The sequence below is a fragment of the Pseudoalteromonas sp. MMG013 genome, from assembly GCF_018100885.1.
Lineage (GTDB): Bacteria > Pseudomonadota > Gammaproteobacteria > Enterobacterales > Alteromonadaceae > Pseudoalteromonas > Pseudoalteromonas aurantia.
On sequence record NZ_JAGJEE010000002.1, the window covers coordinates 309,859 to 330,900 of the forward strand.

Annotated in this window: 16 protein-coding genes and 1 pseudogene; 8 read left to right on the top strand and 9 right to left on the bottom strand. The window is 41.5% G+C overall.

All coding sequences use genetic code 11. From position 1 onward, the window contains the following. Positions 1-167: 167 nt before the first annotated feature. From J8L98_RS03370 to J8L98_RS03390, 5 genes are all read left to right on the top strand, one after another. Positions 168-1,541, top strand: coding sequence for a TolC family protein (locus J8L98_RS03370; protein ID WP_210995286.1), 1,374 nt, complete (start codon positions 168-170; stop codon positions 1,539-1,541). Beyond that, positions 1,531-3,279 (top strand): efflux RND transporter periplasmic adaptor subunit, encoded by a 1,749-nt coding sequence (locus J8L98_RS03375; protein WP_210995287.1) that lies wholly within the window; start codon positions 1,531-1,533, stop codon positions 3,277-3,279. The genes J8L98_RS03370 and J8L98_RS03375 overlap by 11 nt, the downstream gene beginning before the upstream one ends. Further along, positions 3,272-6,379: a CusA/CzcA family heavy metal efflux RND transporter gene (locus J8L98_RS03380; protein ID WP_210995288.1), complete on the top strand. Its 3,108-nt coding sequence runs from the start codon at positions 3,272-3,274 to the stop codon at positions 6,377-6,379. Before J8L98_RS03375 ends, J8L98_RS03380 begins: the two co-directional genes overlap by 8 nt. 309 nt (positions 6,380-6,688) lie before the next feature. After that, positions 6,689-7,252 (top strand): sigma-70 family RNA polymerase sigma factor, encoded by a 564-nt coding sequence (locus J8L98_RS03385; RefSeq protein WP_348771884.1) that lies wholly within the window; start codon positions 6,689-6,691, stop codon positions 7,250-7,252. Between the two features lie 14 nt (positions 7,253-7,266). Continuing rightward, positions 7,267-7,632, top strand: a complete 366-nt coding sequence (locus J8L98_RS03390) for a DUF6768 family protein (protein ID WP_210995289.1) — start codon at positions 7,267-7,269, stop codon at positions 7,630-7,632. A gap of 555 nt (positions 7,633-8,187) precedes the next feature. Here the strand turns inward: J8L98_RS03390 and J8L98_RS03395 are convergent. From J8L98_RS03395 to J8L98_RS03405, 3 genes are read right to left on the bottom strand one after another with little or no spacing between them, the layout of a single operon-like run. After that, positions 8,188-8,661: a hypothetical protein gene (locus J8L98_RS03395; protein WP_210995290.1), complete on the bottom strand. Its 474-nt coding sequence runs from the start codon at positions 8,659-8,661 to the stop codon at positions 8,188-8,190. Continuing rightward, positions 8,651-8,875 carry a hypothetical protein gene (locus J8L98_RS03400; protein WP_210995291.1) on the bottom strand — a complete coding sequence of 75 codons (225 nt, stop codon included), beginning with the start codon at positions 8,873-8,875 and terminating at the stop codon, positions 8,651-8,653. The genes J8L98_RS03395 and J8L98_RS03400 overlap by 11 nt, the downstream gene beginning before the upstream one ends. A gap of 6 nt (positions 8,876-8,881) precedes the next feature. Further along, a complete protein-coding gene (locus J8L98_RS03405) occupies positions 8,882-9,922 on the bottom strand; it encodes a polysaccharide deacetylase family protein (protein ID WP_210995292.1) in 1,041 nt (346 codons plus the stop codon). Here J8L98_RS03405 and J8L98_RS03410 point away from each other — a divergent pair. Then, positions 9,906-10,103, top strand: coding sequence for a hypothetical protein (locus J8L98_RS03410; protein ID WP_210995293.1), 198 nt, complete (start codon positions 9,906-9,908; stop codon positions 10,101-10,103). The two genes, J8L98_RS03405 and J8L98_RS03410, sit on opposite strands and share 17 nt — an antisense overlap. Positions 10,104-10,373: 270 nt before the next feature. Here the strand turns inward: J8L98_RS03410 and J8L98_RS03415 are convergent. The 6 genes and pseudogenes from J8L98_RS03415 to J8L98_RS03440 all read right to left on the bottom strand — a co-directional run. After that, positions 10,374-10,535: pseudogene (locus tag J8L98_RS03415) on the bottom strand (IS5/IS1182 family transposase); the annotation flags it as partial. A 309-nt stretch (positions 10,536-10,844) separates the two neighbouring features. Further along, positions 10,845-13,490 (bottom strand): Ig-like domain-containing protein, encoded by a 2,646-nt coding sequence (locus tag J8L98_RS03420; RefSeq protein WP_210995294.1) that lies wholly within the window; start codon positions 13,488-13,490, stop codon positions 10,845-10,847. Between the two features lie 653 nt (positions 13,491-14,143). Continuing rightward, positions 14,144-15,280 (bottom strand): hypothetical protein, encoded by a 1,137-nt coding sequence (locus tag J8L98_RS03425; protein ID WP_210995295.1) that lies wholly within the window; start codon positions 15,278-15,280, stop codon positions 14,144-14,146. Positions 15,281-15,294: 14 nt separating this feature from the next. After that, the gene (locus J8L98_RS03430) at positions 15,295-15,735 is read right to left on the bottom strand and encodes a substrate-binding domain-containing protein (protein ID WP_225738547.1); all 441 of its coding nucleotides are present in this window, start codon (positions 15,733-15,735) and stop codon (positions 15,295-15,297) included. A gap of 461 nt (positions 15,736-16,196) precedes the next feature. Then, complete coding sequence (locus J8L98_RS03435; RefSeq protein ID WP_210995296.1) at positions 16,197-17,654, bottom strand: hypothetical protein; 1,458 nt, start codon at positions 17,652-17,654, stop codon at positions 16,197-16,199. Positions 17,655-17,927: 273 nt separating this feature from the next. Beyond that, on the bottom strand, positions 17,928-18,671 hold the full coding sequence (locus J8L98_RS03440) for an AraC family transcriptional regulator (protein ID WP_247682410.1): 744 nt from the start codon (positions 18,669-18,671) through the stop codon (positions 17,928-17,930). A gap of 162 nt (positions 18,672-18,833) precedes the next feature. Between J8L98_RS03440 and J8L98_RS03445 the strand changes: the two genes are divergently transcribed. Both J8L98_RS03445 and J8L98_RS03450 read left to right on the top strand, forming a co-directional pair. Continuing rightward, positions 18,834-19,985, top strand: coding sequence for a Gfo/Idh/MocA family oxidoreductase (locus J8L98_RS03445; protein WP_210995338.1), 1,152 nt, complete (start codon positions 18,834-18,836; stop codon positions 19,983-19,985). Further along, positions 19,982-21,040, top strand: a complete 1,059-nt coding sequence (locus J8L98_RS03450) for a sugar phosphate isomerase/epimerase (protein WP_210995297.1) — start codon at positions 19,982-19,984, stop codon at positions 21,038-21,040. Before J8L98_RS03445 ends, J8L98_RS03450 begins: the two co-directional genes overlap by 4 nt. Positions 21,041-21,042: the final 2 nt, after the last annotated feature.

Genomic DNA, 21,042 nt, shown 5'->3' on the forward strand with positions numbered 1-21,042 from the left:
ATGTATTGCGATAGTTGATTTTATATACCTTGCCATGGCTTTGCGCAGACTTGAAGTCAGCGATATTCAATGATGAGTCAAGGTACTAATAGGCAAATTATGACCCCTGTTTTAAACGTATTAATGGACGATTTTTATGTGTTATCACCATTTATGGGAGTAAGCGCATGAAAATGTTTAAGTTATTTTATGTATTATTGATGCTCGGCTCATCATCTCAATTGTTAGCAGGCTCTACGCCTGAATTAACGCTTTCTATGGCAATTACACAAGCACAAAATAATGATTTGTGGCGAGTGCAAAATAAACACACGCAAGCAGCAATAAGCGCCCAGCAAATTGCTGCAGGTACGTGGCAAGATCCCAAGGTTGCTATGTCAATCAATAATTTGCCAAGCAATGACTTAGCATTTAACCAAGACAATATGAGTCAGTTGAAAATCTCAATGTCACAAGCAATCCCTCGTGGCGACTCATTGCGGATTAAGCAGCATATTTTGACGCTTGAAGCGCAGCAGCAACCCATTTTACGTGCAGAACGCCAAGCAAAAGTCGCAATGGCAGTGAGCGAATTATGGCTAGATGCCTATGCCGCGAAGATGACCATTGAGTTAATTTCTAAAGACGCACACTTATTTGAGCAACTTGTTGAAATTAGTGAAGCAAATTATGCCTCAGCGCTGGGTAAAACACGTCAACATGATGTGATCCGCGCGCAATTAGAATTGGCTCAATTACAAGATCGTTTGGCCGTTGAACAGCAACGCTTAGTAACTCAAAAAGCCAAGTTATTAAATTGGTTGCCCGAGTTTGATGCCTCATTAAATACGTGGCAATTGCACACCCGTAGTGACGCATTTGAAATTTCTAAAGCGTTACCAACAGATGCTTTATTTTTATCAGCAATGGCATCTATTAAGACGCTCACGCGATTTAGTGACAATACAATCACACGTTTAATGCATCATCCGACTTATTTAGCGCAAAGTAAACAGATTGAATCAGCTAAGCAAACCGTATCCCTGTTTCAGCAAAAATACCAACCGCAATGGGGTGTAAATGCCAGCTACGGTTACCGTGGCTATCACCCCTCAGGGTTGAAACGACATGATTTACTGTCGGTTGGGGTCAGTTTTGATTTACCGTTATTTACTGAAAATAAACAAGATAAAGAGGTGCTGAGTGCGCAATACCGTACCGAAGCATTGAAAACTGCACAACTTTTAACACTAAAAGAGTTAGGCGCTGGGCTTGCAACCGAGCAGCAAGCGTTCAGGCAGCTACAAAAACGGCTGAAATTATACAAAACCACCATACTTGAGCAAAGTCACCAACAGTCTGAGGCCGCTTTGAGTGCTTACAATAATGATGACGGTGATTTTAATACCGCTGTACAAGCAAAAATTACAGAGCTGAATGCACGCATAGCGACCCTTAATATTCACGTTGAAAAACTAAAAACCCTAACACGAATTAATTATTATTTGGCAGGAAATTCTGCCTCAACGGATGATGCGACAGGAGTATCGAATGAACAGTAAAGTAACCTTCATCGTTGGGATTTTTTTAGGTGCTGGATTCACTTATTCGACTGTGAACTGGATTGCGTCAAGCACGTATTTAGATGCGAGCGTAAACAATTCTGAACCACAACCTTTATATTGGGTGGCGCCAATGGATGACAATTATCGCCGTGATAAACCGGGGCTTTCTCCGATGGGGATGGACTTAGTACCTGTGTATGCAAATGAGGGAAATCAAGAAAGTGTAAGCCCTGGCACTGTGATGATTGATCCCTCAGTTATTAATAATTTAGGGGTGCGCACGGCACCAGTACAACGAAAAGCATGGCAGCAACAAATTGAAACAGTTGGGTACGTACAATATGACGAAGACAGCATGGTGCATATACATCCGCGAGTTGAGGGCTGGATTGAAACGCTTTATGTTAAATCGGCTGGCGATAAGGTGTCTCAAGGGCAGCCGCTTTATACGCTTTATTCTCCTCAGTTAGTGAACGCGCAAGAAGAGTATCTTATTGCATTAAAACGCAATAACCAGACCTTGATGAGTGCCGCAGCCGATAGGTTAAGGGCATTACAATTATCAGATGAGTTTATAGAGAGACTTAAAAAACGTCAGAAAATACGTCAGTCAATCACTTTTTACGCATCACAATCGGGCGTTGTTGATGTATTGAAAATCCGTGAAGGGTTTTATGTACAGCCAGGTACGACGTTAATGAGCGTGGCAACGCTAGATCAAGTTTGGGTTGAAGCAGAAGTCTTTGAACGTGACACTGCGTTTATTGAATTAGGGTTACCAGTCACCATGACATTGGACTATTTGCCCAATAAGCAATGGGGAGGAAAAGTTGATTACATTTACCCAAGCTTAAATGCCACGACACGTACTTTGAGAGTGCGTTTGAGGTTTGATAATCCGCAACAACAGCTAAAGCCAAATATGTTTGCACAAGTGAGTATTGCAACCAAGCCTCAGCAAGCCCAGTTACACGTGCCCAAAGAAGCTGTGATACGCACGGGGAAACAAGATAGGGTGGTTTTAGCCTTAGGTGACGGTAAGTTTAAATCGGTAGTGGTTACAGTAGGCAGTGTCAAACATGATTTTATTCAAATTATAGATGGATTAGTTGAGGGGGATGAAGTGGTTACCTCGGCACATTTCTTAATTGATTCTGAGTCGAGTAAAAATTCCGACTTTATGCGTATGCATCATGATGATGTTAATAACACCGTATCGGTGCAGGCTAAAGTGCTATCAATAGATACCAAAAAGCAACAACTGACATTGGATCATGGTGCAATTGAAGCATGGCGCTGGCCACCAATGGTGATGGATTTCACCGTGAGTACAGCGGTAGACATAGTACAGCTTGATGAAGGTAAGCAGTATGTATTCGAAATTGAGAAAAATCATAACAGTGAATATAAAATCACGCACTTTTCACCAGTAACGGAGAACGCACAAGTACAAAGTGCGACGGTTACAGGGCGAGTGAATACCATTGATACCGTAACACGCGTGATCAACATTAGTCGTGGGCCTATCGCAAAGTGGCAACGCGATGCAGCGACAATGGATTTTGTATTGGCGGATGATGTAGACATTACCTTACTTGAACTTGAACAAAATATCACTTTTACCTTTGAGGTGCGAGATGACTTAATTGTGGTTGCGTTTACTCATTTAGATGCCACAGAGCGTGGCGATGAAAAAAATGGTATGAATACCATGGAAGGGATGCAGCATGATTGAGTCAGTGATTTATTGGTCGGTAAAAAACCGACTGTTTGTCCTAATGTTATGTATCATTATGGCCGTGGCTGGGGTGTTTGCGATTAAAAATACGCCAGTTGATGCACTCCCTGATTTATCGGATGTACAAGTTATTGTTAAAACCAGTTATCCGGGTCAATCACCTCAAGTGGTGCAAGATCAAGTTACTTTTCCACTCACCACCGCGATGTTATCTGTGCCTGGCGCTAAAACGGTGCGCGGTTTTTCTTTTTTTGGAGACTCCTATGTATACATCATCTTCGATGATGATACAGACTTATATTGGGCTAGAAGTCGCGTGTTGGAGTATTTAAGTCAAGTAGCGCCCACGCTACCTGCGAATGCTCAGTCACAGTTGGGGCCTGATGCAACAGGGGTTGGTTGGGTGTATATGTATTCACTGGTTGATAAAACTGGGCAGCACGATATTAGCCAATTGCGCAGTCTACAAGATTGGTTTTTAAAATATGAATTACAAGCGGTCTCTGGCGTATCTGAAGTGGCAGCGATTGGTGGCATGGTCAAGCAATATCAGGTTCAGGTCGACCCTGATAAGTTACGTGCATATGGTGTATCGCTGGCACAAGTGCAACTGGCGATTTCACGTGGCAACCAAGAAACAGGCGCATCAGTGGTTGAAATGGCGGAAGCCGAATATATGGTAACTGCAACGGGATATATTAAGAGTGTTGCTGATATTGCGGCGATTCCACTGGGTTTAAATAGCCAAGGCACGGCTCTGCGCATTGGGGATGTTGCACATATTAACCTAGGGCCACAAACTCGCCGCGGTATTGCAGAGCTTAACGGAGAAGGTGAAGTTGTAGGCGGAGTCGTGGTAATGCGTTTTGGTGAAAATGCCCAGCAGACCATTACGGGTGTAAAAGCGAAATTAGCGCAACTGGCTCAGGGCTTACCTGAAGGGGTCGAAATTGTGACCGTTTATGACCGTTCTATATTAATTGAGCAGGCTGTAGAAAACCTCTGGTCTAAGTTACTCGAAGAATTGGCGGTGGTGGCATTAGTATGTGTGGTTTTTTTGTTTCATATACGCTCGTCAATTGTGGCGGTGATCAGTTTACCTATGGGTATTCTTATCTCATTTATGGTGATGTATAGCCAAGGGATAAACGCCAATATTATGTCGTTAGGGGGTATTGCCATCGCCATAGGCGCGATGACCGACGGCGCGATAGTGATGATTGAAAATATGCACAAGCATATGGAAAAAACACCATTAACAGATGAAAACCGCTGGCAAGTTGTGAGCAAAGCGGCCTCAGAAGTCGGCCCTGCATTATTTTTTAGTTTATTGATCATCACTGTAAGCTTCTTACCAGTGTTTATTTTAGAGGCACAAGAAGGGAGAATGTTTGCGCCACTGGCATATACCAAAACCTACGCGATGGCTGCGTCTGCAGGCTTAGCGGTTACTTTGATCCCCGTGCTCATGGGGTACTTTATTCGTGGGAAAGTGATATCAGAGCGGAAAAACCCCGTAAATAGGGTATTAGTTGCGGCGTATATGCCGATTTTGAAAAAAGTATTAACGTGGCCAAAAGTAACGCTCGCTGTTGCAACGGTTATCACTGTTATAGGTTTTTACCCGATAAATAAAATTGGCAGTGAATTTATACCCCCATTGGATGAGGGCGACTTGATGTATATGCCTACCACGTACCCAGGTATTTCAATTGGTAAAGCTCGAGAGTTACTCCAGCAAACGGATAAGCTGATCCGCACAGTACCAGAGGTAGAGCTGGTGTTTGGCAAGGTGGGCAGAGCAGAAACTGCCACTGATCCTGCGCCACTCACGATGATCGAGACCTTTATAAAACTAAAACCTCGAAGTGAATGGCGTGATGGCGTGAGCACAGAGTCACTTAAGCGAGAACTTGACACATTGGTTAAGTTTCCGGGTGTGACGAATGCTTGGGTAATGCCAATAAAAACTCGTATCGACATGTTGGCTACTGGCATAAAAACACCAGTTGGTCTTAAAGTTGCGGGGCCAAGTTTAGATGTGATCCAAGATATCGGACAAGACATAGAACGTATTCTTTCAACTGTGGCCGGTACTGCATCGGTATATTCAGAACGCGTAGCAGGCGGTCGTTATATTAAAGTCGATATAAATCGTCATAAAGCAGCACGATATGGTCTGAACATTGCGGATATTCAACAAGTTGTCACAACCGCGATTGGCGGGATGAACGTGGCACAAACCATCGAAGGGCAAGAGCGTTACCCGATCAATGTGCGTTACCCGCAAGATTACCGTGACTCGCCAGAACAATTGGCACGATTACCTTTAGTGACCGCAGCTGGGCAGCGAATTGCATTAGGTGATGTTGCAAACGTTTATATCGAAAGTGGGCCACCTGGAATAAAAAGTGAAAATGCGCGCATCAATGGTTGGACTTTTATTGATATTGAACACAGTGATATCGGCAGCTATGTTAAGCATGCGCAACAAGTATTAGATCAGCAATTGGCATTGCCTGTTGGGTACTCTGTGACTTGGGCTGGGCAATATGAATACATGGCACGCGCAAAAGCGAAGCTTGCCTATGTTTTGCCTCTGACTTTGGCAATTATTGTGGTGCTGCTGTATTTGAATTTTCGTCGCTTTCGAGAGGTGAACATTATTATGGGCACATTACCATTGGCTATGATTGGTGGACTGTGGTTGTTATATCTAGAAGGATTTAATTTTTCTGTTGCGGTGGGGGTTGGGTTCATTGCCTTGGCTGGGGTCGCTGTAGAAATTGGCGTGATCATGCTGGTTTATCTTAATCAAGCACGCACGGCGGCGTTGGCTACTCATGAAAAATTGACCTCGGTGTTATTAATAGAGGCGATTTTACAAGGGGCCGGCATGCGAGTTAGGCCAGTAATGATGACCGTAGCAACCATTATTATAGGTTTATTACCAATTTTATATGGCAGTGGCACGGGCTCTGAAGTGATGAGTCGCATTGCTGCGCCTATGGTCGGTGGCATGCTCAGTGCTGTGGTGCTTGCATTATTAGTGCTTCCCGCGGTGTACTTTTTACTACACAAACCGAAGACTAATTGATTCTTTTAGGGATTTTGTGGTGAGCTGTTAGGCGATTTTATCGCGCTAAAGTGAGTGTAGTTTACGTTAATCTACGTACATGTGCGACAACGCAGTAATAATGCCAAACAGCTGCAGCTCACAGTGCAAGTCCTAACTGCAGTACTAAATAAAGTGCGCACTTTGTTGTTACTTTTTGATTAGGTTGACTGGGTAGTAAAACAGCGCAGTGCCGCGCTTTAAAGCACGCGAGGTGAATTAAGCCTATACAGCAAAGATCACATTCCTTAGAGAAAATTGAAAATATTTTGCGCATCGAATGAACCTTTAGTGCTTATTAAACGCCTTGTAGAAAAAGGTGATAGAGAAGGTGAAATCAACCGGATGAATTCAACAGAAATAGCACTACAGGTACTTGATGCACAATCAGGTGATAAACAGGCATTCTCGAAGTTGTGTGATGCCTTATATCAACCGAGCTTTCGTTTTGCGCTGAAGCTTGCAAAGCAGCAGGACTTCGCAAAAGATGTAACGCAAGAGGCATGGGTCACTGTGGCAAAAGACATTAAAAGTTTACGCGAGCCCAGTGCCTTTAAAGCCTGGTTATTTAAAGTGGTATACCGACGTTTTATTGATGCGGTGCGTAAAAAAACCGACTTTGAACCATTAACAGATGAACTGTTGGCAAATACGGCACCAGAACAAGAATACGATTTATTGAATTTAATCAATAAGCTGCCAGATATTGACCGCCATACGGTGTATTTGTTTTATTTTGAACAAATGACCATGAGTGACATTGCAATTGTGTTAGGTGTCGCCAGTGGCACAGTAAAATCACGATTACACCGTGCACGTAGCATGTTGGCACAACTGGCCAGTGACGAAGATTAAGAGGGAGAATATTGATGAATATTGATGAAAAAATAAAAGCAAGTTTAGAGGCAGAGCAACAACAGCTCGATCAGGTTATTGATGATAAAGGCTTGTTCACCATGCTGTCAAATGTGTACCAAGGCAGTATGCGCCGATGGGTACTGGTCAGTTCACTCGTTGCATTATTGGTCTCAATTGGGTTTATATATGCGGCGTATAGGTTCACCGTAACTGATGTACTTAGTGAACAGGTGTTTTGGGGGGTCTGGTTTATAGCGGGCTTACTGGTGCAAATAGCCATAAAACTATGGATATTTATGGAGATGAATCGTATATCAACATTGAAAGAAATTAAACGCTCAGAGTTAAATATCATGCGATTAATAGAGCGAGAATAACGCAATTCATTGGTTTAGCTTCTGGTTAAAAATCGGCTTTAAGGCGAGTAATAAAATTGCTCATTCACTTTAAGAAATGGGTGTTCCCCTATATAAAGTGAAAGAAAAATCAATAGTCACTAGGCTATCATTGTGTAGATCGAATGAGGTGCTTTATCAACATCTCTTTTTATCTAAGTTAACTTGATTAGGTTTAATTGGAGGGCGTATAATTATGTGCCTGTCCCATGTGCTCTTCTTCGCTACAGTTAGATGAAAAAAGGCCTAGCCTGCCTATACAAAACCCGACAAAGGCACGGTATATAAACCGCTTGGGTGTATTCAAATTAGGGTATATGGGCTCGAAGCTCATTAGGGGCCCTGAAATAACAGTTAAGCCCGGATATATGTTAGAGCAACGCTTTATTGCAAATGGGTCAAACGTCAAACAGTGGCAGCGACGAAATGAAAAAACGAGGTAGTTTATTCTACCCCGCCAGAGTTATTTTGTTTGACATACTGGGATTGTCCATATACGTCTACGTAAATTGACCTGTAAATTATATGATTACCGTATTAGATAGATAACTTAGTCTCCCTTAAGTACCTAAAGAACCGTGTTATAAAGTATATAATAAAGCCAATTAATATTAACCTTTCTACCCCATTAAGATACTTCCCATCAGAAAGATGAGCTTTATTTTCTCTACTAATAAATTTGCGTTCTTCAGTTTCTATTCTCGGGCTATACGCCACATTACCATAACCATACTCAACCAAAACCTTAACAACTTCATTCTGGCTCAATTTCTTTAAATCTTGACAAGATAAGTCGTCAATCAAAATTATAATATTTTCTGAATCGCCAGCCATCTTTATCGAATGTTCAGAAAATCGACCTCTTTTGCACTTAATTGTTCCTATCTTCCCAGAGTGCCACTCTGATTCCCGAAATTCACCAACACCTCTAATAAAAAACCCATTAATTAGCATTGATAAGCATATAACTATATTAATTAGTAAAATAAAATCGACTTTCTTAATTACCATTTCCATTAACCTTTGATATTTCTATTGGTAATAGCGTAATAGCGTAATAGCGTAATAGCGTAATAGCGGCTGCATCATCATATGAAGCAGGAGCAAGAAGCCCTTTAAACCCACTTGCAATATTTATATAAGAAATTGTTGCGTCCGTTAAAAGCTCAGCGTTAAGTGCACCGAAATTTTTCTGAATGAAACCTAGAGGTGACATATATGTCATGTTAAATTACTTTTTAAAGTTCTGGCATTCAACCATTTTACAAAATTGAATGTCTTTACTTGCAGCATACGAAATCACTGCTTCTAGATTTTCTGTTGTGATATGCCAAGGGCTTGTATAATTGCCAATTGCATGAGTCCCTAAATAGAGTGTTTCACCACCGCGTAGCGAATCTATTGCTTTAAAGATTCGTTCTAAATTAATAATATGTGAATCAATAGAATATCCAGTCATGATGGCTAAATCACTGCGTTGATTTCGGTACTCTAACCCACCCCAAGCAGCGAAGCGACGAACATGTGTAAAGTGCTTTAACAACGCTTCATCGGTTTCTTTGGTGCGTGCACCAAACGGGTAAGCAAATGTAGTCACATTTAGACCAAGCGCTTTCATATCCTCTAACTGACCAAGTATATCGTCTTCTAACCACTTTTCGACACCATGTTCTTTTGAGTAAATTGCAGCATGCCTATGAAGTGCACCATGGTGACCAATTTCGTGCCCTTGAGCTTCAATTTCTAATACACGTTGTTCATCAATCAAAGCTAAGTGACTAACAAAATAGGTAATAGTCGCATTATACTTTTCAAACAACCATAAGTGCTCGTATAGTGAGTTTAGGGCACCACCATCATCAAATGAGAGATTTATTTGCTTTGGCCACACGTTATCACGGTTATAATGAAATGCATTCACTAACCGTTGTAGCTCTGGCACCAGAAAGTTTTTTTCAGGTGCATCTAACATTGCTTCATCAAATGCCCAGAGATCAGGTTTACCCGCATCATCTGCCAAACCTTTAACACCAGACTCAATCAATAGCTCTGGTGTTAAATCAGTTTTTCCTACCACATTATACAAACTAACCACTGAGCACACCCTATCGCGTAATTCACTTTCCTCAAGAAAATTCGTTGTATTTTCTAAATAGATAGTCGCTGCAATAACAGACTCTGTATCAACACAGGCGAGCTGTGCGTTATCAAAATCGTCAAAACTGAGTAACTGGGCATCTGGACTACCTTGTGCGTTGACAATTTTTGACATTGACTCCTCTGGAGTAGGTGGTGCTACCGGCGGTGGTGTTACCGGTGGTGGTGTTACCGGCGGTGGTGTTACCGGTGGTGGTGTTACCGGCGGTGGAGTTACCGACGGTGGTGTTACCGGCGGTGGAAGTGACTCTGGCGTTGTCGATTCAATAATTTCTGCATCAGCCAATACTTTTTGACTATCATTTCCATTGCCGCACCCTGTTAATAAAGTTAAAAAGCAGAGAAAAAACACATGTACTTTCATTGTTCGTGTCCCGAATATATTTAAAATGTCGAGCATTCTAATATAGGAACAAAAATACCTCAATGGGGTACGTGGTGGTATCCCCTCCAAAACCCGAATAAAAACACAAAAGCAACAACTTCCAAACACATCACACTGTAATGTTACGCCTTTCACACAAACAGTTTAGATAAAAGCACGGCTACTAGGGTGTGTTGATCTTTCACATTGGTAGCCAACAAATAACACAAGCCAAAGCGACCATACTTTCATAATTTGCTTTGAGCTTATCGTACCGAGTTGCTATTGCTCGGTACTTCTTTAATTTCTCAAAGGCATTTCCCATTAAGTGCCGATACTTATATAAACACCTGTCAATATCGTCATAACCTAGAGATGACACTTAACCTAGCGATGACATATATAGACACACAGGGAGTGTCGATATATGTCACCTCTAGGTTTCATTTCAGTGTAAAGCGCATATTATCCATTCGACTTTGTGACATTAAGCAGTATCTCAGAGGTATTTCTTAACGGCTGACGATATTTTAAAGTGGGTGTCAGCGTTCGTTTCGCTTTCATTCTTATTTGCTACAGACTGACCATGCAATTAAACCGTCACTACGTATTTTTAGTGACGGTTTAATTAACTTAGCTATCTGACATTTAATGTATTTTTATCACTTTAGGATTATTTTTGCCTTGGGCTCCACTCTAGTTTTGGTAGCTCGACATAAGTTTTCCAATCTTTTCCATCTTTGGAGTGCCAGATATACTCTTCACTCCAACCACTATATATCCACAGCTTGTCAGCGAACTTAGCGCCGGTTAAATAGGCGTTAAACCTAGATATAATTGGGCTTGCTTCTATCGTCCAGTCTACTCCGTTATCAGATGAATAGGCTGCGCTGTATCTAACGTTTGATCCGAGGCCTTGTCCGTTAATCATCCAAAGCTTGCCGTTAAAGTTGAAGACTTTATTAGTATAAGCATATTCATTCCGAATGTTGGGATCAGCATTTCTTAGGCGCCAATTAACCCCATCTTCTGATGACCAAATTTCGTTAGCCCCGACTAGGATTCCGTTACTGTCCCAGACATGGCCACCGTACATCCATAATTGGTCATTGTGGACAAATAATGTAGGCTTACCTCTAGGGTTGTATGCTGCTGAACTATTTTCCATGGTCCAGTTGAGTCCGTCTTCGGTTGAATATATAGTGCTATTTTCAGCAGAGTAAGAGTCTCCATATAACCATAGCTTATTTTGAAAGACGATTGCAGATGCTAATCTCCATACAGGGAACCCTAGATTTGGTTGAATCAATGTCCAATTGATTCCATCATCAGAGCGCCATACATCTGACTTACCTATTGATGCGCCACCTGTTCCTATTCCTCTTCTACCGCCTATTAGATAGAGATGCTCATTAAATTCAATTAATTCAAAGTGTGCACGTCCCTTGAATGGCGCGTTTGCAACCTCGACTTGCCAGTTTATTCCATCTGTAGAAGACCAAATGCCAGTTTGCCAAATGGTATCGTAACCTTTAGAGGATACACCTCCCATCAACCACAACTTACCTTTAAAGGACACCATTTGAGCGCCATACCCAAGTTTAAAAGGGGGTAAGGAAGGTGTTACATGGACGGTATTAGAAACATAGTCTTCGTGGGCAATTTTAATATAGGCACTTTGGTGTGCTAGTGTGTATAGAGAGCGCTTAATTTTTATAAAGTCATCTTGAAGTGGTAGTGCATCTGTTGCGGATATAAGATTCATCTTCGAATTATAACAGGCAGTGTAATTGGCTATATCACAGTTGGCGTCGGTACTTCTGTATAGCTCAAGTTGCTGACTTTGTTTACTCCATGTTAGCTCTGCATTTGTTAAGCTGATGGCAATACTGAGCTCATCCAATATATAGCTGATATCAACATCATAGGAAGCCGTTGATGCATTGTATAAAGCATCTGAAGCTTTTGTTGCGGTTATTGTTGCAACCCCGTCTTTGAGTAATATTAATTTTCCTGTTTCTGAATTGACATCGACCACTGAGGTGTCACTGGATTGATACATTATAGTGCCTGAGCCAGTGCCTCCTGATAAAGGATTGCTCTGTATCGGTGTATCAATAAATAAATCTAAAGAGCTAGATTGGAATGATAGAGGCTCCTGCTCTCTTTTTGTTACATTAACTGTAAACTGAGCCGTTTGAGGTTCATAAAAAGTATCCCCTAATTTAATCAGGGTAATGGTAGCTGAGCCTGCTTTCACAGGTTTCAGTAAACCCGTGTCGGTATTAATGATCACAACTTCAGCATTGGATGTCGAATAGGTAAGCTTTCCTTCTCCGCCGCCCCCTGTAAAGTGATTGGTTTTAGTTTCATCTACATAGATGTATAGTGTGTCTTGTTCAAAAACAAGGTCGTCTTGACTTCTTCTATTGAGCGTCAGTGAATAAGACGCTTCTGTTGAATTATATATTTCATCTGCGGATTTGGTGGCTTTTATGGTTGTTGTTCCTTTACCTACAAAAGTTACTTCTCCGGATGCAAGGTCAATAGTCGCAACGTCTGGATCACTCGAGCTATAGGTTATTGAGCCTGCACCACTTCCACCATTTAACATATTGATAGCAGGAGAGTCATCAACAAATAAATTGACTGTCTCATAGTTAAATTTGAGTGGTATTTGTTCCTGCTTTATTACAGATAATGCGAAGCTAGCAGATGCCGGTTCAAATTTTCGGTCTGCGTGCTTAGAGACTGAAATTTCTACTTGGCCTGTACTGATGAACTGGATTTCCCCACTGGTAGTATTGACCGTTGCAACACCTGTATTACTCGATACAAAAATAAAAGCGCCATCACCGCTTCCACCATTGAGTGGGTTTGTAAAGTTTGAATCGTTCATAAACTTTGTGACATGGCTTTCACCAAAAAATAGTGGCTCTTGCTCACGTTTATTAACTTCAACTGAATAACTGGCAGATGCTGACTGGTACTGAGAATCAACACTTTTGGATACAGTAATGGTTGCACTTCCTGCTCCAACACCTTTTATTTGCCCTGTTTGAGGGTTCACAACTTCTACTATTGATGAGTCTGACGATGAAAACGTTATTGCTCCCGTGCCTGAGCCTCCAGATATCTCATTAATTGATGGAATCTCGTCTACTAAGATTTGGACTGAAGTTTCAGTGAATGAGATGGCTATTTGTGGTACTTGGCTATTACCTTCGCTGCTATTACTGTTGCTAGTATCACTGCCGCCGCCACACGCTGCTAATAGGAATAGCAGAATAAAGTAATAAAATGAATGTAATCTACTCATTATACGTCTCTAAAAAAGGCGCATATAAACACATAACACTTATAAAATCAATGCATATACAGGAATAAGTTAAGGAAGGGCTATCCGCGGACATCCACTTAAAAAGCTGCCTAGAAATAAACTAGACATATATGGACACTCCCGGTGGTATGTCAAACAAAATAACTCTGGCGGGGCAGAATAAACTACCTCGTTTTTTCATTTCGTCGCTGCCACTGTTTGACGTTTGACCCATTTGCAATAAAGCGTTGCTCTGACATATATCCGGGCTTAACTGTTATTTCAGTGCCCCTAATGAGCTTCGAGCCTATACACCCTAATTTGAATACACCCAAGCGGTTTATATACTGTGCCTTTGCTGGGTTTTGTATAGGCAGGCTAGGCCTTTTTTCATCTAACGCTGTATTTAAACATTACCTTGAATCTGGTTGCATGAACGTATGGGGCGGTAATATTCATTTTTAGGGGGGGAGTTACAGACTTATCAACACTCAAAGAAATCACGCGTTCAGGCTTAAATAATATCATGCGATTGATAGAACTAAAGTCATTTAATGCCTTATTTGATTCTCCTTTTAACATGATAAAAAAGCACGACTCACTGGAAACATATGTGTCGTGCTATTATTTACATCAAGTTAAAATACCAACGCTTAGAATACAAAGTCTACGCCGAGGCTGATAGCGCGAGCATCTCCATGATATGCCCAGCCTGTTGCTTTATCTCCTTGGTCAACAAATTTGTCATACTGTATTTTAAATGCGGCGTTCGGCAGGAAGTTATAGCGAACACCATAGCTAAGTACGTAGTGTTCTTCTAAGTCTTCCGTAGGCACCTTTGTTCGCTCTTGATCAGCTTTTGAATAGGATATATAAGGTTGGTAGTCATCCCAATTGTATACTAGTGACAGTAAGTAAGTTGGAAATTCAGTGCCGACCTCATCATCATATTCCACAAAGTTAACATCAAACAATAAGGTAAATTGATCTAACGAAACATTGCCGCCAACACCGATAAAGGTTTGTGAAAAAGGTGTGTATGGGTCGATGCTGCCATCTTGCTGAATCGTTTCTCTATCACGATCGTTTTGAAAATAAACAAACCGTACATCAAAGTTGTCGCCTGAAATATTCCAATTCATGCCGGTAATGTCAGTCCAAAACTCATTGACAGTTCGAGCATTGCCCCCGTAAAGTTTGTTGTAATACAACATTTCTACATTATCGTCTGAATATTCATTACCGTAAAATACCGTTAATGTATTTGAATAGTCACCTATTTCAAAATCATACAGTGCACTAATGCCATTAAACTGGGTAACTTGCCACCAATACAAATTTGACGGTGGGCGCATCCACGGATACGCATAACCCACTTCCGAAAACTCAGAAAAATAGTACATGGGTATATTACGCCGACCTGCCATCAATGTAAGATCGTCAGTCGCTTGGTAGGTCACGTAGTACCAATCAAACTCGGGCTCAAAATCATCGATGCCTTTGGCAACTAGTTGTGCGGTGACAGAAAAGTTGTCGGCTAAGTCCATGACACCTTGAACAGCAAAGATAGACTCAGGTTTAATACTAATATCGTTATCGTATTGACCAACATCGTAAAAATCGGCGGTGAGTATTTCATCTCGTGTTTGACCTGGGTTTAAAGGGTCATCAACGGTGCCGAGTGTTTTACCTGCGATAACGGATCCATAACCACTGATGCGCATTTCAGCAAAAGCACATGATGAAACGAGCATCGCGATACTAGAAGTAACAGTGAGTAATTTTTTCATAATCATACCTCTACTTAAAATGTGGCTACAACTTTAACGGTGTCTGAGATTGCGCTTGCGTCGACATAACCAATTGCATCGGGATTTGATGCGACGGCCGCAATTACATCGCTGGCTGAACCCATTTCTTGTGGGGGAGTACCTTTACCTGTAAATAAAATTTTAGACCAGTAGGCCTTCACTTGACTGCTCGACTTACCAATCACTTTTTTATTGAATTCGTCGGTAACAGGGTCTTTAGAGCTGGTGCTGATTAAAATCGCAGAGCGGCCATTGGAGAAAGACTTGGCTTTACCCAAAAAAATCTTCTTAATGTGCTTTTGATCAAATGAAGAAGCGTTGCTGGGGTGAACAACGATAGCGACTTCGGCGAAGGCGCTAGAGGTATTAAATAAACTGAAAGTGGAGACAGCTAGAATAACTTTCCACGTTACTTTTTTTACAGGCCATAACATATGAAATTCCTTGTGTGATTGCAGTGAGTTATAAATTATTCTTACAAAAGTAAAAATAGCTGCAACTGTACGTTAAGCAAGTATTTATAGAGAAAATATTAGTGATTAGATAGAGAATAGCGTCTTCTAAGGCATTGAATTTCGGTTGTAAGAATTGCGCTGCTGATAGCTGATAGGTTCAGAGCTAGGCGATACAAAAGTAACACGTTTTTTAGGTGGGCAATTTGCTCTTTTATTGCAAGGTTTGATATTTTCATCTTAATATCGCGTATTTATACAACATAACAATATTGGCATAAATTCCATTCGTTACACTTTATGCTGCCAACACTTTTGACGTTGAGTTATGAGCATCTGAGTGTGTAACGAGTCGCTTAGTAGCGCAATAATGTATTTAACAAATGTGTAGTAAAAGCAGTATTAAGCCACATGCATGTGGCTATTTTAATCGGTAATTACCATCAAGTAGTGGGTATAATTTCCCAGTCGGTACACTGTAGGTGGTCGCTAGTCGCGTTGCAAAGTGCAGACCAAATAGTCACAAAATGGGCTTTTTGAATATCACTACCACTGTGCATAATACTATTTGAAATAGCGGTTAACAGAGGGGGACCAGACAGGTAAGGGTGAGAATTCTTATATTTCTTATAGATCCAGTTATCTTGACCTAATTTATCTTTAAGTTGTCGTTTACGTGTAGAGTGTAGGTCGTTTTGTTCATCTATTTTTTGCTGCGCATACCTTGCTTCTGGCTTTTTAGCCGTGGTGGTGGTTGAGATTAAGTTTGGCAGTGGAATATTCGCTTGTGTAACCATTTCGGTGTAACCATCTTGCATTAAACGTAAACGGTCGGACCCAGTTGTTACGGAGGTGGATGCTAAAGTGACCGGCCAAACGCGATCCAGTTGGATTTTCGATAGGGTTGATGTGCTGTGAATGCCTAGGTACTCATCAGGTAAGCCAAGCATATGTCCAAATTCGTGTGTCATAACTATGTATTTGTGAGGCACGGTTCGTTCGACATTGTTCGGCGTTCGAATAACAATGAGTGCCCCCCCATCTTGACCTGAAACGGTATGGTTGCGTGAGCGTGTTTTTAGAAATTTAACGGCGTCTTTTGCCCATTGTTCAGAAGTATCTGATGCAATGGCAAAGTTATCGCCAGTAATACGCGTGTTAATGTAGTTAGCAATCGCAGTGGCACGATTGGACTCTAAATTGTGCGTAAACATGCCGTCATTTTTACCTTTTAGGCCGATGACATACGCTTTAATACCCAGCACATCAGATGTTCGCCTCATTCTAACAATCGCAAGAAAGCGATCTAGGTAAGTTTTCATGCTTGATGCCAATATATGCTGATTTGCTGAAAAAGTAACATAGTCCCCATCACCAGCTGGCAATAAACTGCGTAATCCGGCGCGGATCAGCCCTTCTTTGTAATTAAAAATGTATTCTTGATTTTTGGTAATATCAACTTCGTTGGCGAAATTGTTCACGCCACACACATGTGGGGTTACACCGTGATTTATGCCGCCACTTGATTTATATCGGGCCAGTTTTTTTACTTCAATAACATATTGGCAATAGGCAGGGTTGTTTACTTGGGCAATGACAAAGTCAATATTCATGACAAACTCTTCCCAACCCGGTTTGATACAGCGAATTTTATAGTTATTGGACCATTTATCGATAATGGCACGGCGCGTTGCTCGTTTAAAATCACTTTTTTGAGTCATTGTCCAAGTCAGTTGATCTTGGGTATTATCAATAAATCGATAAAAAACTTTAACTATCACGGTGATTTTTTTCTTGTGCGGCTCTACTCTAAGGTCAAACTTTCCGATGTTGGTAGCAGGTACAAAATTTTTGACAACTAAGTTACCCCTTATGCCATCCCTGATAAATGCATCTTTCATTTAAACTCTTTTTATTGCACTGTAAATTACGCGTAACTATAGCGTAATGTTTTAGGGGGAGCAAAATTTAAGTTTTTATATTTAAAGCATTTTTTAAATTTAATAAGCTGGGGTGAAGCGCTGTAAGCCTTGCTTTAATCATTTTAAAAGATGTATTTGCGAAAATATGAACCGGTGATTGGAAGTATTATAAATACGCTCACATAGTCATTCTTTACGGTGATAAAAAATCTTAAACCCAAAGCATAAAGTTGTTCACTCATGCTTGTTTTATCAAAGATCTATTTGGCTATCAGTACGCAGCTGTGATGGTGTCATACCGAAAAACCGCTTAAACAGCTTACTGAAATAGCTAGGATCTACAAATCCGGTATCAAAACATACGGATGATATAGGCAGCGTTGTCTCGATAAGTAGTTTGCGCGCTTGTTCTAATCTGATCTCAATCAAAAATTGCTTAGGGGTTTTAGCTAGGTGTTTTTTAAATCGTCGCTCTAGTGCACTAACTGACAGGTGAGCGATGTCAGCAAGTTGTTCGACAGTGATCTGATTGTGATAATTGGTGCGAATAAATTCAACCGGTGTTTTTATGGCGTCAATATTGGCGAGCGTGGTTGAAGTTTTCTGTAAATGCCGTGTTATACCATAAGTGCCGATGATCTTATTCTTGTCATCCAAAATGGGTCTTTTTGTGGTGGTAAACCAAGCTAAATCTCCCTTTTTGGTTTGATTCATTTCGAACCGCTCAGTGACGCACTCTCCTTTGAGTACATTGTTATCGTCTTGAATAAATTGGCGAGCAACATGAGACGGCGAAAAATCAAAATCATTCTTGCCAATAATATTTTCTAACCGTGAAACCCCCATGTGCTCTAAAAAAGTATGGTTCGCATATATAAAACGGTGCTTAGAATCTTTTACCCAAAATAAAATGTCTGGAATGAAATCGTACATGAGTGCTATTTGCTTTACTCCCATTTTCTCCATGAAAATTAGTTGGTTATCGTTCTTTTTCATCGCTTTGCAACCTCTGCTTTTGGTCGGGGCTTAAAATGACATGACGCTGAATTAGTTATATAGTTCACTGAATTTATCTTACCCACATAAGTGACAAAATCATAGACTGGTCGTTAAAGAATGAAATGAAAAAATGAGTAACAGCCCGTGAAAAGAATAAAAATGGGGATGGTAGGGGGAGGCAATGGTGCGTTTATTGGTGCAGTACACCGTATGGCTGCCTCATTAGATGGTGGTATAGAGTTAGTGTGTGGTGCTTTTAGCGCCAATGAACAAAGCTCTATGAGCTATGGGCAAAGCTTAAATTTAGATCCTGCTCGATGCTATGGTTCTTACCAACAAATGTTCATTGAAGAAGCGAAACTACCCTCTTCACAAAAAATGGATTTCGTCGTTGTGGTCACGCCGAATCATTTGCATTTTCCTGTTGCTAAAATGGCACTAGAAGCTGGGTTTCATGTGCTCAGTGATAAACCCGCCACTTTTGATTTAACACAAGCATTGCTGTTAGAGGCGTTGGTGGAAAAGTCTGGGCGTTTGTATGGACTGACACATACATACACGGGCTACCCATTAATCAAACAAGCAAAGCACCTTGTGAAGCAAACTGATTTTGGTCGAGTTACAAAAGTGGTTGTGGAATATAGTCAAGGCTGGTTGGCGGTGGATGATGATAACAAGCAAGCTCAGTGGCGACTCGACCCACAGCGCAGTGGCATGAGTTGCTGCATGGGAGATATCGGTGTTCATGCTGCAAACCTTGCTGAGTATGTGAGCGGTTCAAATATTACGGCAATCTGCGCAGATTTAACCGCCAGCAAAACAGGCCGAATACTTGATGATGATGGCAGTGTGTTATTACAGTTTAATAATGGCGCAAAGGGCGTTTTGCTTGCCAGTCAAGTGGCGGTTGGGGATGAAAATAATTTAACGCTGCGCGTATACGGAGAGCATCAGTCTCTGCAGTGGAGCCAACTTGACCCCAATACTTTACTGTTAAAATCAGCAGTTCACCCAACACAAGTGATCCGCACCGGTATGGCCAGTCTTTGCACGCAGGCGAAAATGGCTACGCGTTTACCCAGCGGACATCCTGAGGGATATATTGAAGCCTTTGCCAATATATATCGAAATTTTACGATGCAGATCCGTGCCTTCGAACAGGGGGATGCTACGGCCGTGCATAACTTTGACATACCAGACATCTCAGATGCTGTTAGGGGTATGGCATTCATTGAACATGTTGTTGCAGCGAGCCAATCAACACAGAAATGGCACCCAATATCATTGGTGCCCACACCGAGGTCAATATGAATCAAATAAAAGGCCCTGGCATATTTTTAGCACAGTTTATTCAGGATGAAGCGCCATTTAACTCTTTATCAGAAATCGGCCAATGGGTTGCTGATTTAGGTTATAAATCAGTGCAAATCCCGACGTGGGACAAACGCATTTTTGACCTAGAGCTGGCGTATGAAAGTGACAGTTATTGCGACGAAGTGAAAGGGACTCTGCAAGATTTAGGGCTGCAGATCAGTGAGCTTTCAACGCATTTACAAGGTCAGCTCGTGGCGGTTCACCCAGCGTATGATAAACAGTTAGATGCCTTTGCGCCACTTGAGTTCCAAGGGAATGCACAGGCACGCACACAATGGGCCATTGCACAATTGAAGATGGCAGCAAAAGTCAGTGAAAAATTGGCACTCACTGCACATGCTAGTTTTTCAGGGTCATTGTTGTGGCCAAGTGTTTATCCGTGGCCGCAACGGCCAAGTGGACTCATTGACGAAGGGTTTGCGGAGCTCGCCAAGCGTTGGACTCCTATTCTTAACACATTTTTAGACAGCGGAGTTGATGTGTGTTTTGAACTACACCCGAGTGAAGATTTGCACGACGGAGCGACGTTTGAACGATTTTTGACAGCAACAAATGCGCATCCAGCTGCAAATATTCTTTATGATCCGAGCCACTTTGTTTTGCAGCAGCTTGATTATCTCGCTTTTATTGACCATTACCATGAGCGTATCAAAGCGTTTCACGTTAAAGACGCGGAATTTAGAATGAATGGCAAAAGTGGCGTATATGGCGGTTATCAAGATTGGCAACATCGGCCTGGTCGTTTTCGTTCGTTAGGTGATGGGCAAATAGATTTTAAGCAAGTGTTTAGCAAGCTGACTCAATATGGGTTTGATGGATGGGCGGTGCTTGAATGGGAGTGTTGTATAAAAGATGCGCACGAAGGCGCCAAAGAGGGCGCGCCATTTATTAATAAACACCTTATTAAACCTGCACAGCGTGCGTTTGATGATTTTGCATCGAGCCAAGCTGACAGTCAATTGAATCGCCAAATTTTGGGTCTAATGGAGTAAAA

What these genes read in the sequence shown, in the direction of transcription:
- J8L98_RS03380 (WP_210995288.1), top strand. Translation starts at nt 3,272, where the DNA reads ATGATTGAGTCAGTGATTTATTGGTCGGTAAAAAACCGACTGTTTGTC.
- J8L98_RS03440 (WP_247682410.1), bottom strand. Translation starts at nt 18,671, where the DNA reads ATGAAAAAGAACGATAACCAACTAATTTTCATGGAGAAAATGGGAGTA.
- J8L98_RS03370 (WP_210995286.1), top strand. Translation starts at nt 168, where the DNA reads ATGAAAATGTTTAAGTTATTTTATGTATTATTGATGCTCGGCTCATCA.
- J8L98_RS03430 (WP_225738547.1), bottom strand. Translation starts at nt 15,735, where the DNA reads ATGTTATGGCCTGTAAAAAAAGTAACGTGGAAAGTTATTCTAGCTGTC.
- J8L98_RS03435 (WP_210995296.1), bottom strand. Translation starts at nt 17,654, where the DNA reads ATGAAAGATGCATTTATCAGGGATGGCATAAGGGGTAACTTAGTTGTC.
- J8L98_RS03375 (WP_210995287.1), top strand. Translation starts at nt 1,531, where the DNA reads ATGAACAGTAAAGTAACCTTCATCGTTGGGATTTTTTTAGGTGCTGGA.
- J8L98_RS03395 (WP_210995290.1), bottom strand. Translation starts at nt 8,661, where the DNA reads ATGGTAATTAAGAAAGTCGATTTTATTTTACTAATTAATATAGTTATA.
- J8L98_RS03450 (WP_210995297.1), top strand. Translation starts at nt 19,982, where the DNA reads ATGAATCAAATAAAAGGCCCTGGCATATTTTTAGCACAGTTTATTCAG.
- J8L98_RS03405 (WP_210995292.1), bottom strand. Translation starts at nt 9,922, where the DNA reads ATGTCAAAAATTGTCAACGCACAAGGTAGTCCAGATGCCCAGTTACTC.
- J8L98_RS03425 (WP_210995295.1), bottom strand. Translation starts at nt 15,280, where the DNA reads ATGAAAAAATTACTCACTGTTACTTCTAGTATCGCGATGCTCGTTTCA.
- J8L98_RS03420 (WP_210995294.1), bottom strand. Translation starts at nt 13,490, where the DNA reads ATGAGTAGATTACATTCATTTTATTACTTTATTCTGCTATTCCTATTA.
- J8L98_RS03400 (WP_210995291.1), bottom strand. Translation starts at nt 8,875, where the DNA reads ATGACATATATGTCACCTCTAGGTTTCATTCAGAAAAATTTCGGTGCA.
- J8L98_RS03390 (WP_210995289.1), top strand. Translation starts at nt 7,267, where the DNA reads ATGAATATTGATGAAAAAATAAAAGCAAGTTTAGAGGCAGAGCAACAA.
- J8L98_RS03445 (WP_210995338.1), top strand. Translation starts at nt 18,834, where the DNA reads ATGGGGATGGTAGGGGGAGGCAATGGTGCGTTTATTGGTGCAGTACAC.